Here is a 12155-nt window from a genome sequence, read left to right on the forward strand (position 1 = left end):
GGGTCAACAGCCGAGAGCCGGCGACAACGGTGTCGTGGAAGCGGGCGAAAGAAGCGGCGCAAAACGAGTTAGAGTCACGCAACTGGAACCCCATGTCAGGACTACTATGTCCAGATTCCAACATCTGAGATGAAGGTCTCCCTCACACGCGAGGCGTGCGACGGACGCCTGTACAGGGGAACTTTACCCGTGCGCAGTTCCGAGTAGTCGATATGCCGTTCGTTGCTGAGTCCGCCGACAACGGCCCTATTGCGCCACCGGAGGCCGAAGCCGGCGAGACGTACACGTGTCCCGAGTGCGATGGCGACCTCGGTGTTCGGTCCTCCCACCCCCGAGGCAACATCTTCGTCTCCCGCCATTTCTACCATCTCGGGGGAGACGGCGGGTCGTGTGGCGGAGAGTCCGACCAGCACCGGCGCATGAAGGCCGTCGCGTACTCGAAAGCGGCTGACCGATGGCCAGACGCGACTGTCTCCTACGAAGAACCCGTCGGCGACCGCCAAGCCGACGTCCTCGTCGAGTTCGTAGAGCGCCACCCGAACTACGGTGACGGCGTCGCTATCGAGTGCCAGTATCGGAACGTCGGGAAGGACTATGACGCGACCGAGCATACGTACGCCGACCACGGCTACTCGACGCTCTGGCTCGAAGAGGAGCACTTCGAGCGGAAGGACGTCGACCTTGACGCCGGTGACTGGCGGCTCGGCTGGCCGCTCGCGACGCCGTCGACTGACGAGTGGACGGGCTACCACGGCGTCGTCCGGTGGCTCCAACAGGATAAGGACGCGCCAGTCGAACTCGAAATCCCGTTTCCTGAAGAGTGCATTGAGGATCTCTTCTCCATCGAGTGGACGCGCGGGCACATCTGGTACAACCGGCGGTATAACGCAGACGAAGGCCGAGTCCACGTCTACGGCCCATCGCCGGCCGACGAAGACGAGCTTCCGGACTGTCCGGAGTGTGAGCGTTATCTCCTCCCGGAGATTGGTGGATTCGAGTGTCCGGATCCATATTGTTCCGGGTGGCTCCCACACCAAGATGTCGACGGTTCAGTGGACAACTACGCGGAGAAGATCGGGATCGCGGAAGAAGAGGACGAAGACGAGGAGAGCGACACGCACCCAGGACTGATCTGCTCGGTCTGCAAGACCGACTTGAAGCGCCGAGATGGCGAGTGGCGATGTCTGAACCCCGATTGCACCAATCCACGCGACCGCGACCGAAAGGACCAGATACACCAAGACACGACTCGACAGGGGTTCATCCCGACTGTCGACGGCGTCTGCGAGGAGGGTGAGCACCGGATTGAGAGCCAACGGTGTGCGCGCTGTGGGACCTCGACACAGTCACTCGTTGACTGGCACGGCCACACGCTCGGCTAGCCGTGCGGCTCCTATTTGTCAACCGAGGGCCTTCACCTGAATATTCAGATAGAGCTCGTGTGGGTGTCTGTAAGGCGACGTACCACCGTTTGACCAGTCCATGCGTCCAGTTGCCGATGAGCCGATCAAAGCTGGACGGAAGGTCGTGGCTGCGCGCGCAGCGACCCTGTGGAGCGAGCACGGAGCGGTGGGTGGGGCGGCGGGGTCTGGGTCTGGTCCGGCAGACAAAAAGAAAGAGACCGCGGGTCGCCCTACTCCCACCAGGCTTCGCGGTCGGGGAAGAGCATGGTGGTCCAGCCGGTGACCGCGATCGAGACGCGGCCCTGGTACCAGCTCGTGCTTGCACCGCGAATCTGCACGCGCTCACCTTCCTCAACGATCTTCGGATTCGACCGGACCCAGCTGGTGAATTTCGTCTTTCCGCTCTCGTCCTCGATCAGTCCGACTTGCTCAACTGCCGGGTCTGGGGCGTCCCACAGTTGCACGACTGTCCCCTCAACACTCACCTCGCCACGATCGACGTCCCCAACGCGATCGATGGGGATGATCTGTCCGGGTGCAGCCTCAAGGTCGTCTTTCACGTCGAGGACGGCACTGGGGATGTCCGCGCCGTCGCGCACTTCCTGTGCGAGCCGCCGGCTGATCGCCGCCCGCGACCACCCATCGAGCTCGCCCGCCAACCGCCTGGCTTGCTCGTTCACCGCCCCGAGTTCCTCTTGGGAGAGCATCTCGCGAGGATCATTGTCGGGACTCAGCGACTGGTCCACGCTGGCCGCCCGCCGCTCGAACGCCCTGGTCCACGCGGCGCTCCGCTCGCTCGCGACGTCGCGTGCCCGCCGTGCACGCCCGTCCTGCTCGCCCAACTCTGCTTGAGCGCTGATCCGCTCAAGTTCTGCTTCGCGTGCCTTGATGCGTTCTTCCTGTGCGAGCGTCACACCGGGAATCCGCTCTTGATCCGCGTCCGCGATTCCCTCTGGGTGGTTCGCGTCCACCTTCGCTTGCGTCTCCGCTTGGACCGTGGCCTGGAACGCCGGCGTCTCCGCCACCACCGTGAAGCCGTCCTCATCAACCGTCTCGCGCTCGCCGTCGCCAAACTGTTCATCCACCGAAACAACCTTCTGACTCGCGTTCTGACTCGACATTGCTGATCACTTGAAGGCGCTCACGCGCCGATCCGCCGCGATGCCACAAACATCGCGGCAGTCCTCACACGACCCGACAGTGACGTCTCTGCGCTCTCGCTCGCGCCTTCGCCTCGCCCCCAGCGGGGGCGAGCGAGAGCGCTCGACACAGCGGCACGTATCCAGCCGCGCGCGGCGACCCGCCGGGAGCGAGCGACCAGCGCATTCCCCGTTCGCCGCGACGCAACCCCGTCCGTCGCGGGCGGCCTAGCCGCGGTCCCCCGGACCCGAACGGGTGAAGCGCTGGCGCCGAGACCAGATGCACTTTAGCCCGGACCGGGCGCTGGCGGTGCGGAGAGCGCCCGCATGCCCGGACTGGTCGGTCGCGAGCGACGCGAACGGTGAACATCGTGAACCGTGAGCAGGCGACCGGCGGCACGCGCCGAGCGCGGCGAACCGTCGCGTTACGCTGTCTATGCAGCTCCGCCGCTCGACGTATCAGCCGACGTGGCCGAACTCTGATCTGAGCGATCGCCTCGCTCGTTCCTCATCCCGATACGTTGTGAGGGATGTCACACCCCGTATCGCCGATCTGAACGCGAGAGCAACACAGCTTTGCGTAACAACGGGATGGAAGGTATCGGCGTGGTCAGGAACTAGTCCGCGTGGTTTTCTGCGTAGGTCGAGGCGTACTGCCGCCAGTTTTCTTCGAGATGTTGCTCTGCATCCCAGACTGAGAAGTCGACGTTGGTGTCTTTGGGCTGGTTACGTCTGTAGAGTCGATCGAAGTGTACTGTTTCGTGGGCGGTGTCGATTCGAGCGATCTGCACTTCACGCTCAGTGTTCGGGTCGTTGTAATGTACTGCGACGGAGAAGTCTTCGACTGTGTTGATGTTTGGGGAGACCGAGACTGAGATGAAATAAGGACGGCCGTCGTAATGGCCTAGCAGGCGAGAGTAGAGCTTTGCCATCTTTCGAGAGATAGAGAGCCCGTCTCTTTTAATCTACTCATCGATGAGCCCCGTCAGACGGCTACTGACACAACTCTTTTAGCGTTGAGGTGCGAATACAACAGTACGAGGGATTATGGCTGCGACTAAAGAACACACCCAGAAGAAGGCGGAAGTCACCCGTGCGTTAGCTCGTGCTGGCTATGACGACGTGCTGATGATCGACCGAGACACCGCAAGCACGATTCTCACCGAGAAACGCCAGGAGTTGCTAGAGCGAGTCCGTGCCGGCGACGTCGAGTCCGTTCGGCATCTCGCGAAAGAAGTTGACCGTGACAAGGCCGCAGTGAGCCGCGATCTCGAGACGCTCTTCACGTACGACCTGATCGAGTATCGCGAAGACGGATCGCGAAAAATTCCCGAATTGAAGCACGAGACAGTCATCGTCGAACCCGTCGTCTAGACGTGGACTTCATCGGCCGCGAAGACAACCTGCGAAACTCCCGACTGTCGGGCACCTGCAGACGTTCTTGCTCTCTGCCACCACCCTCTCCAAGCACCCACAAACTACTGGGGGTCGACGACGTAGTGATGAGTAATGTCGGAGGAAACCCCGCCGGACTTCGACCTCACCGGGGAGTGGGAGGCGAGACTGGAAGAGCGAACGGTGGTGGAGCGCGTCTCCGAGGTTGCGATGGCACTGACAGCGCCGACGTCGGCTAGGGAGATTGCGGAACGGGCGGACTGCGCGACGGCGGAGGTACGGCCACATCTCGAGTGGCTCGTCGAACGCGGCATCCTCGAGAAAGCCACGGACGACCCGATGCGCTTCGTGCGTAATGAGGCGTATGCCGAGTTCCGCCGAATTACCGAACTGACGCGGGAGTTCGAAACGCCGGCGGCAATCGCGGACGCAATCACGGAGTATCGTGAGCGAGAACGCGACCTCGCAGCGTCCTTCGAAGCGGCCTCGCCCGACGCTGTCGTACTCGCGGACGTCGAATCTGAGGACCGTGATGAGGCCTACGACCGATTGAGTGAGTGGCGCGCAGTCACGCGACGGCTGTCTGAACTCCACGACGCGAAACGCCGTCTCGAATCGCGTCACGTCGACTGATAGGCCAGCCGAGCATGCTGTTGGCTGTTACGATTAGATGAGGCGCATTGTGTCGCCGGAGTCGTCGCCGATGATGTCCGAGCGGCCGTAGACGGTGATCGTGTCGGTATAGCCTTGTGCGCGGACTGCGTTTTCGACGCCGTTGCGTGCTGGTCCATCGTCAGTGAGAACAACGACGTCGGTGGATGCCTGCTCGCGGACGTACTGGATGGCGAGCCCGGCGATGATTGCGTCGGTTTTCTCAACCTCGTGTTCGGGTTGGCCGGTGACGTCGGCGATTGTTCGCCGTGCGATGTCGCTCGCAGCGACGGCATCTCCTGCTGTCGGGTCTGGCGCATCGATGATCTCTGCCCAGCCTTCATCGAGTGCGCGACGGACGCGGTCTCGATTCGGCCCACCGAGCTCACCGACAACACGCTGCGGGAGTTTGAGGACGACGCTCGCACGCCGGACTGCGCGTCGAAACCGCTGATACTGTGGATTTGAGGGATGCCCGATTGCGAAGAAGATATTCGCGTCGACGAGGACGTCTTGGCCGGGTGCGAGTGGCGAGTCTGCACTCATTCCGCGTCCGGTGGGGATGGTGTCGTCTCCCGCTCGTCAAGATCGGGAAGCTCCATCGCGTCGTGGACGTCGGGGAAGAGATAGTCGAAATAGGGGTCGTGGTCTTGGCCGACGGCAAGGGCAGGGATGAGTGCGTAGCTGATCATCATCGCTTCCGTCTCGCGAACGTCGATGTCGTCGGCGACCATCCGCTGAGTAGTCTGTCCCGCGAAGTGGAGGCCGGCACCACGGAGTGCGGCGACGAGTTTCCCGATGCCGTAGCGGTCGAGGAAGTACGCGACGTCCGCATCGATCTCTTGGAGTGCGAACGCGTGGAGGACGGTCGGTGTAATGACGATCGGTGCGTGTTCGTCGACGACAGCAACCGGTTCGGCCGTCAGATGCTGCGGTCGTGTTGAATCGTCCCGCGTGATGAGACCGAGGTCGACGAGCTGGTCGATGTACTCGTAGGCCGTTGATTTCGAGAGGTCGAGGTCGTCTTGGACATCGGGTGGTGTCGTCGGGCCCCAGTAACAAATGTAGACGTAGACGCGCGTGAGCGCTGGGTGATTGAGGAGTTCGACGACAGTCTCAAGCCCCGGTGCATTCTGGGCGAGCCGCTCGGGAGCGAGTGACTCTGTGGTGAGGGCGTCTCCGGGGAGTGCATTCACGCCACCGTCCGGCCGGAGCAGATCGTCTGTCGGCTCGTCAGGCATACCCTGTAGTCCGAGGTCTATGAACTTCAGACTATTGGTTAGTGAACGGTCACTATCACGACATCTGCCCGTGTGAGAACCCAGCTCGCTCAATCCTCGTTACTCCTCACGAATGAGGTGCGTTCCGAGGTCGCGAGTCCAGTAGGTTGTCGGTCCGGTGGGACTGCAGCGAGCGCAGAGATGGGCGTGCCTTCGAGATGGGCGAGTTGGACGCGGTAGCGGGTGAGGGCGGCGACAGCGTCGACGAGACAGCCACAGCCATCGCACGCGAAGCAATGTTGCTCGGCCGGGTCTGGGTGTTCACGGAGCGCGCACTCCACGCAGATCGGGTGGGTGATGAGTTCGTCTTTGCCCCACGACCCGGCTTGGCCGAGGCGGACGTCAGGGCCGGCGTCGCAGAACGCACAGCCCTCACGCGTCTGCTGGCTCATGCATCCACCCCGTCGTCGCGTCCAGCCTGCCACCCACGGTGGTAGGCGGCGAGTTGGACGACGTCCTCGAAGACGGCGTCCGTTGGCTCGTGGACGAGCAGGCGGTCAGTCGGCACTGCCACCACGGTATCGTCCTCGAGAAGGTCGGCGATCAGCGTGCGGGCGTCCGACTCCGTTTGGTCGTCTGTTCGTCGTCGGACTTGATCGGCGTCTCTGGCGAGTTGCTCGCGCTCGAAGCACTCGGCGTCATCGCTTGTGTCGGTGTGTCGCTCAGGTGTAGTCATCGATGAGAACTCGCGACGCGTGGTGTGCGTCGCAGCCCTCAACGGCGCCGACAAACGCGACGGCGGTCACATCCCGGTGGCTCTCAATATCTTAACCAACATAATCGTCCATCATCTCGGAAGCGTTGGTTAAGAGTGGGCGACAGCAGCCTTGGTGCGAGGTATACTTCACACGCGATTCCGTATGGTGGATCGAATGGCAGATGATGACCTGGTCGTCCACTGCGAACTCGCTGACAGCGTGAACCTTCGCGCGGGATTGGAGGCCGCGTACATCGAACATCTGGAGGTGGACGCCGACCGGACGATCGTCATCTACCAGAGTGCGATTCTAATGGTGGTCGCGACCGACGGCGACGCGACGGCGGCCCACGCGTTCGACGTCGAACTCTGGGAACCCCCCATCCACACTCACGATTTGGGCCCGGACAAGGTTCTTGCAGAGTTCGTTGAGGACGTCACTACTGCGCTCCCGACGACACGCCAACCGGAGTAATACTCGCTCCAGTACCTCAGCCCAGTTGAGGACTTCGGCGAGTACGTCCTCAATGTGAAGCCGGCGAAGGGAAGGATAGAGTACTCTCAGCCGGCAGAATCGCTGGTCTACATCACTGCAGTATCAGTACGATTTCGTGCTTACTGATCTGGTCGTGTACCACGGGTCGTTGTGGAAGACAAGTACGCACCACACAGATCCTTCCGGGATTGCGAGTGTATCCTCGGTTATCCAGCAAGCTCGGCAATTTGGAGCAGGATTCCAGGAACAACGATGAGAACGAGACCGACGATGATGAGAACGACAGGAACGACTAGAGTGATATTGGTAAACAGCCAGACACCGATTCCGGCAAGGATAGCAAGCAGGCCGAGGATGCGAAATACCCATATAATGGCTCCTTCAAGTCCTGAGTCTGCAAGCAGATCCAGAACATCGAGTATCTCGTCCATATTCTTCCTACGCAATCTCTACACATAATAATACATATCTACGCACACTTCCTGCACTTAGTGATCCCATCTAGGACCTATGATGGCGATAGCTGGCGGCGGTCCCTACGTTGGCGTACTGTCGATTGATTCGCGGACGTCGATAACGGTCTCAATGTCCATATCGACCTCCCAGCGATAGCTGCGGCCACCGCCCTGTCCGCGGTTTTCTTCGGTGCGGAGGAGGAAGCCGAGCATGTTGAGGTCGTCGAGGTGGCCGCGGATCGACTCAAGCGTTGTCAGTGGGTCGACGTTGTGGTCGCGGGCGACTGACTGGTAGCGGTTCATCACTTGCTTCGTGCGTGCGGTGTCACCAGTGTCCCGCTGGTGGAGAGCGAGCGCTTCCAGGACGAGCTGGCAGTGCATCGTCTGATCGGCGATCTTGTCTTTGAGCTGGCCGCGTGAGACGCTCTCGTGAATCGCTTCGACGTGGTCGGCGGTAACGAGGCCGTCGCCGTTCTTCTCAGCGTTATCGCCAGCCCCAAGCAGGAGGTCGATCGCTTGCCGTGCAGACCCATCGTCTTTCGCCGCGAAGGCCGCACACGCCTGAATCGCAGAGGGGTCACACGCACCGTCGACAAATGCACGCTCGGCACGATGTTCGAGGATGGTGCTGAGTTCGGTTGCGTCATAGGTGGAGAAGGAGATCTCTTGCTCCATCAGCGTGGATTTGACCTTGGAAGAGAGGGTATTGCGGAAGGTGTAGTTATTGGAGATGCCGATGATGCCGACGCGAGCGTCCTCGAGGTAGCTGTTGGCGCGTGCACGGGGGAATTCATAGAGGAGACTGTCTGGATCGGAGAGATGGTCGATCTCATCGAAAACGAAGAAGTGTGTCCCTCCGACACGCTCCATCTCCCGATAGAGGCGTTCGAATGCGTCGGCTTTGCTCGGGCCTTTTGCGGGGAAGCGGTCGCCGCTGGGCGGAATGAGGTTATTGGTGAGTGTACGGACGATCGAGTAGACGCTCTCGTTGTTACAGTTAACGCGGGAGATATGGACATCGTCGGCAGTGTCCCGCTGGTCGACTTCGGCTTGGAGTTCGGTGAGGACGTAGTTGGTGACGGCGGTTTTCCCGACGCCAGCTTTGCCGAAGAGGAAGACGTTGTCCGGGGTGCGGCCGAAGACGGCGTCGGAGAGCGCGTGTTTGTACTCCTCGATTTCGGCTTCGCGCTCAAGGATCTCGTCGGGTTGGTAGTCCTCTTTCAGGACGTCCTTGTCTTGGTAGATGGTGTCGTCGAGATCACCGAAGAGCCCCATGATGGCTTATCGATCGCACTCGATAACCATAAAGGTGGGTTGGAGTGTTTGGACTGTTCTGAGTGACCGATCTCTTTAAGTCATATAGGGGGGGTCATTTGGAGTGTTCGATACAATAAGAGAGGGAGAAGGCTCGATATTCGAGAAGTTGCCGTAATGCATAGATATATTCTATAAACTAGATCCCTCTAGTCTAGAACTAGCCTACTAGACAACACAATAACAACCACACTATACCACACACTACAGCATCCTACGCCATTCTTTCCATATTCTCACAAATTCGCACTCCTCACAGTTTCTCGCCCCCGGCAACACTCCAAATGACCTCTTGATCCTCTTCCTCGCTCTACCCCAGGTCACATTCAAACCACTGAACACTCCAAATGACCCCTCCCCCTCTCGGTTCCTTTCATCTGGCCTTTCCGAACCGGCCACTCCTCACTATGTTTCCCGGAGTACGATCTTGGTCGTCGTCGCGACCGACGGCGGCGCACGCCGAGTACGGCGAACTCTAGAGACCATCCGATTACGGTCTAGATCCAGAAAAAATTTCTGTCTTATTGACACTTGGGACTGAACCGATGCTGTCTGCGACTGGCAGTAGGCAAAGACCTATATCCGATTAGGTGGCTGTCACAAGGTGAATGGAACGGCCGACTCGAGAACGCAGCGAAGAGCAGGCCGAGCAGGAGCAGACCGGCGACGAGACCCAGCACTGCCCGGAGTGCGATTCGACGAGTATCGTCACGGATCAGGGTGAGCGTATCTGCGAGGACTGCGGGCTCGTTCTCGACGACGACCAGATCGACCGCGGCCCGGAGTGGCGCGCGTTCAACTCCAGTGAGCGCGACCAGAAGAGCCGGGTGGGCGCGCCGACCACGCAGACGATGCACGATAAGGGGCTGACCACCCAGATCGACTGGAAGGACAAGGACGCCTACGGGCAGACACTCGACTCGAAGAAGCGCGACCGAATGCAGCGGCTGCGCACGTGGCAGGAGCGCATCCGGACGAAGGACGCCGGCGAGCGCAACCTCCAGTTCGCCCTCTCCGAAATCGATCGCATGGCGTCCGCACTCGGCGTCCCCCGCTCGGTTCGCGAGGTTGCCTCAGTTCTCTATCGGCGCGCGCTCAAGGAGGACCTCATCCGCGGGCGCTCCATCGAGGGTGTCGCCACTGCCTCGTTGTATGCGGCCTGCCGCAAGGAGGGCATCCCGCGCTCGCTCGAGGAAATCACGGAGGTCTCGCGGGTCGACCAGAAGGAGATCGGGCGCACCTATCGCTATGTCGCCAAGGAACTCTCCCTCGAGATGGAGCCGACCGACCCCAAGGAGTACGTCCCGCGTTTCGCGAGCGACCTTGACGCCTCTGAGGAAGTCATCGCCAAGGCCAACGAAATTATCGACACGTCCGCCGAGCAGGGCCTCCTCTCCGGGAAGAGTCCTACTGGGTTCGCGGCGGCCGCGATTTACGCCGCGAGCCTCCTCTGCAACGAGAAAAAGACCCAGCGCGAGGTCGCGGACGTCGCGAACGTTACTGAGGTCACCATCCGCAATCGCTATCAGGAGCAGATCGAAGCCATGGGCTTCGAGACGTAGGTTTGGACGTCTTCCCCGCGTTTATGTAGTTTCCACCGTCGGCTGGATGTCATTCGAGAGATTTTGCCCTGTTTTGGAATCCACCGCCACAGTCACACGTAGGTGGATGCGTTTTTGATTCGACAATATTGCCGCATTTCAGGCACTCATACGTGGAGATGCTTTTGGGGTCATTCTCGTGTTCAACGTCTGTTCCATGCGGCATGGAGGGTACTTTGGACTCACTCCCTAAATATTATGCCTTAGTATAATATTAGGGGGTTAAAATACCCTGGCCAGTCGCATCATTCTGTAGATTATAATCACTTGCCTAAACCAATCACTGTAGTGATGGCTAGATTATTCGGCTAGTAGGTTGACGCACTACTGCTGGAGCGCCTCTACAATGCAACTGGCCAGCTAGCCGCTGGAGTGGGCTAGGTTCCTGGTTCTGGAGCGCACCATGCGGCGACGATGCCACAGATGGCGAGGAGACCCGCGAGTAGGAATGCTGCATTGAGCCCGGCTAAGTTAACGATCGCACCGCCGGCGATTGGAGCGAGGAACGCTCCTGCGAGCCCGATACTCGTCTGGAACGCGACGGCTGTTGCGGCGACTTGGGGGTCAACAAGTTCGCGAACGTACGTGAATGATAGACCGAGGATCAATTGAATAGCGAACCCGGACAAGAGCAACAGTAGAACGAGCAGTGAGAGGGCACGGAAGTGCGTGAAAATGAGGAGGGCCGGAGCAGCGACGGCAAACGACCCGAGCATAACTGGACGACGACGACCAGCGAATAGTCGGTCCGAAACCAGGCCGCTACTGATCCGGGCAAGGATGCCGACTGCGGGAAAGACAGCGACCAAGAGGCCACCGATTGCGAGTGGGAATCCAAGCTCCTGAGTGAGATATGATGCGCCCCAGCTATTCACGAATAAGTATAACGCGTAGCCGAGGAATCCGAGGAGGCCAACTAACCAGACACTCGGATTTCGAAGGACTGCGCTAAACTCCGTGAGCGTGGGTGCGTCTCCGTGGCTTCTGCCGTGGCCTTGGCTGAGCGGCCAGAAGATGACTAAGCCCACAAGTGCAGGTCCGGTGAATGCAACGAAGATAGCGGGCCAGCCGAACCGGCCGGCGATATATGGGCCCACTCCTTGACCTACTGCGAATCCGATGGGCCCACTCGCGGTGAAAATCCCAACGGCGGTCGCGCGCTGAGCGCTATTTACTGCCCGGCTGACGATGTCGATCCCCGCGTTCCACACGATCACATAGGCGACACCACCGAGTGCTCGAGAAGCAATGACTGACCAGTAACTCCCATGTCGGCCAGCAACCCATCCCCAACTCCCGGCAACGAGTAAGATGAGAACTGCGACTGCGATGGCGGTTCTGGAATTTGTTCGGTCAAGGACCGCCCCAATAGGGAGACTGGTAATGACTGCGGAGCCGAACATAATCCCGACGAGTAGCCCGGCGATGGTCGGACCAATCTGTAGCGAGTCTCGAATAAGCGGTGTTACACTCGCCGGGACGATCTCATATGCTGCGAGTCCCGTTGAGATGAGACTGACTCCTATGACGAGCCCCCAGATTGACTGAGTCTGCTGTTGGGGGCGCCGAGGAGGGCGGTTTTCAGATTCGACATCCGAGCTTCGCGCGGTCATCATTCAAAAATCTGAGCATCCGTCTTTAGTTAAGCGAGAAACCGCGTGATAGCGGCGGCTTATCGAGGCATCTTTCGGAAGGAATGAGGAAGTCCAGTCTGTGTACGACAA

General features: G+C 60.0%; 14 protein-coding genes and 1 pseudogene. 5 read left to right on the forward strand and 10 right to left on the reverse strand.

Going from position 1 to position 12155, the window contains the following annotated elements; all coding sequences use genetic code 11:
* Positions 1 to 212: 212 nt before the first annotated feature.
* On the forward strand, positions 213 to 1382 hold the full coding sequence (locus J2754_RS15030) for a competence protein CoiA family protein (protein WP_209590412.1): 1170 nt from the start codon (positions 213 to 215) through the stop codon (positions 1380 to 1382).
* A gap of 251 nt (positions 1383 to 1633) precedes the next feature.
* Here the strand turns inward: J2754_RS15030 and J2754_RS15035 are convergent, their stop codons facing one another.
* Complete coding sequence (locus J2754_RS15035) at positions 1634 to 2524, reverse strand: DNA-binding protein (protein WP_188873209.1); 891 nt, start codon at positions 2522 to 2524, stop codon at positions 1634 to 1636.
* Positions 2525 to 3159: 635 nt separating this feature from the next.
* On the reverse strand, positions 3160 to 3474 hold the full coding sequence (locus J2754_RS15040) for a DUF7718 family protein (protein WP_211087920.1): 315 nt from the start codon (positions 3472 to 3474) through the stop codon (positions 3160 to 3162).
* Positions 3475 to 3670: 196 nt separating this feature from the next.
* Between J2754_RS15040 and J2754_RS15045 the strand changes: the two genes are divergently transcribed.
* The gene (locus tag J2754_RS15045; RefSeq protein WP_245333086.1) at positions 3671 to 3916 is read left to right on the forward strand and encodes an HVO_A0114 family putative DNA-binding protein; all 246 of its coding nucleotides are present in this window, start codon (positions 3671 to 3673) and stop codon (positions 3914 to 3916) included.
* A 135-nt stretch (positions 3917 to 4051) separates the two neighbouring features.
* Positions 4052 to 4570: a DUF7342 family protein gene (locus J2754_RS15050; protein ID WP_188873211.1), complete on the forward strand. Its 519-nt coding sequence runs from the start codon at positions 4052 to 4054 to the stop codon at positions 4568 to 4570.
* Positions 4571 to 4603: 33 nt separating this feature from the next.
* On the opposite strand, the gene J2754_RS15055 is transcribed toward J2754_RS15050, so the two are convergent.
* The 4 genes and pseudogenes from J2754_RS15055 to J2754_RS15070 all read right to left on the reverse strand — a co-directional run bounded on the left by J2754_RS15055 (position 4604) and on the right by J2754_RS15070 (position 6544).
* Positions 4604 to 5134: a PIN domain-containing protein gene (locus J2754_RS15055; protein WP_211087921.1), complete on the reverse strand. Its 531-nt coding sequence runs from the start codon at positions 5132 to 5134 to the stop codon at positions 4604 to 4606.
* Complete coding sequence (locus J2754_RS15060; protein ID WP_211087922.1) at positions 5131 to 5829, reverse strand: DUF7437 domain-containing protein; 699 nt, start codon at positions 5827 to 5829, stop codon at positions 5131 to 5133. The genes J2754_RS15055 and J2754_RS15060 overlap by 4 nt, the downstream gene beginning before the upstream one ends.
* Before the next feature lie 99 nt (positions 5830 to 5928).
* Positions 5929 to 6260, reverse strand: a pseudogene (locus J2754_RS15065) (DUF7558 family protein).
* Positions 6257 to 6544: a DUF8069 family protein gene (locus tag J2754_RS15070; protein WP_211087923.1), complete on the reverse strand. Its 288-nt coding sequence runs from the start codon at positions 6542 to 6544 to the stop codon at positions 6257 to 6259. The pseudogene J2754_RS15065 and the gene J2754_RS15070 overlap by 4 nt, the downstream one beginning before the upstream one ends.
* A gap of 196 nt (positions 6545 to 6740) precedes the next feature.
* On the opposite strand from J2754_RS15070, the gene J2754_RS15075 reads away from it, so the two are divergent.
* Positions 6741 to 7040 (forward strand): hypothetical protein, encoded by a 300-nt coding sequence (locus J2754_RS15075; RefSeq protein ID WP_245333088.1) that lies wholly within the window; start codon positions 6741 to 6743, stop codon positions 7038 to 7040.
* A gap of 227 nt (positions 7041 to 7267) precedes the next feature.
* Here the strand turns inward: J2754_RS15075 and J2754_RS15080 are convergent, their stop codons facing one another.
* Positions 7268 to 7492, reverse strand: coding sequence for a hypothetical protein (locus J2754_RS15080; protein WP_211087925.1), 225 nt, complete (start codon positions 7490 to 7492; stop codon positions 7268 to 7270).
* 105 nt (positions 7493 to 7597) lie between these two features.
* A complete protein-coding gene (locus J2754_RS15085; RefSeq protein WP_211087928.1) occupies positions 7598 to 8794 on the reverse strand; it encodes an orc1/cdc6 family replication initiation protein in 1197 nt (398 codons plus the stop codon).
* Between the two features lie 644 nt (positions 8795 to 9438).
* Between J2754_RS15085 and J2754_RS15090 the strand changes: the two genes are divergently transcribed.
* Positions 9439 to 10392 carry a transcription initiation factor IIB gene (locus J2754_RS15090; protein ID WP_211087926.1) on the forward strand — a complete coding sequence of 318 codons (954 nt, stop codon included), beginning with the start codon at positions 9439 to 9441 and terminating at the stop codon, positions 10390 to 10392.
* 49 nt (positions 10393 to 10441) lie between these two features.
* Here the strand turns inward: J2754_RS15090 and J2754_RS15095 are convergent, their stop codons facing one another.
* On the reverse strand, positions 10442 to 10597 hold the full coding sequence (locus tag J2754_RS15095; RefSeq protein ID WP_123078770.1) for a rubrerythrin-like domain-containing protein: 156 nt from the start codon (positions 10595 to 10597) through the stop codon (positions 10442 to 10444).
* Between the two features lie 211 nt (positions 10598 to 10808).
* Complete coding sequence (locus tag J2754_RS15100) at positions 10809 to 12044, reverse strand: MFS transporter (RefSeq protein ID WP_211087927.1); 1236 nt, start codon at positions 12042 to 12044, stop codon at positions 10809 to 10811.
* Between the last annotated feature and the right edge of the window lie 111 nt (positions 12045 to 12155).

The sequence above is a fragment of the Halarchaeum nitratireducens genome, from assembly GCF_017874695.1.
GTDB classification, from domain to species: domain Archaea; phylum Halobacteriota; class Halobacteria; order Halobacteriales; family Halobacteriaceae; genus Halarchaeum; species Halarchaeum nitratireducens.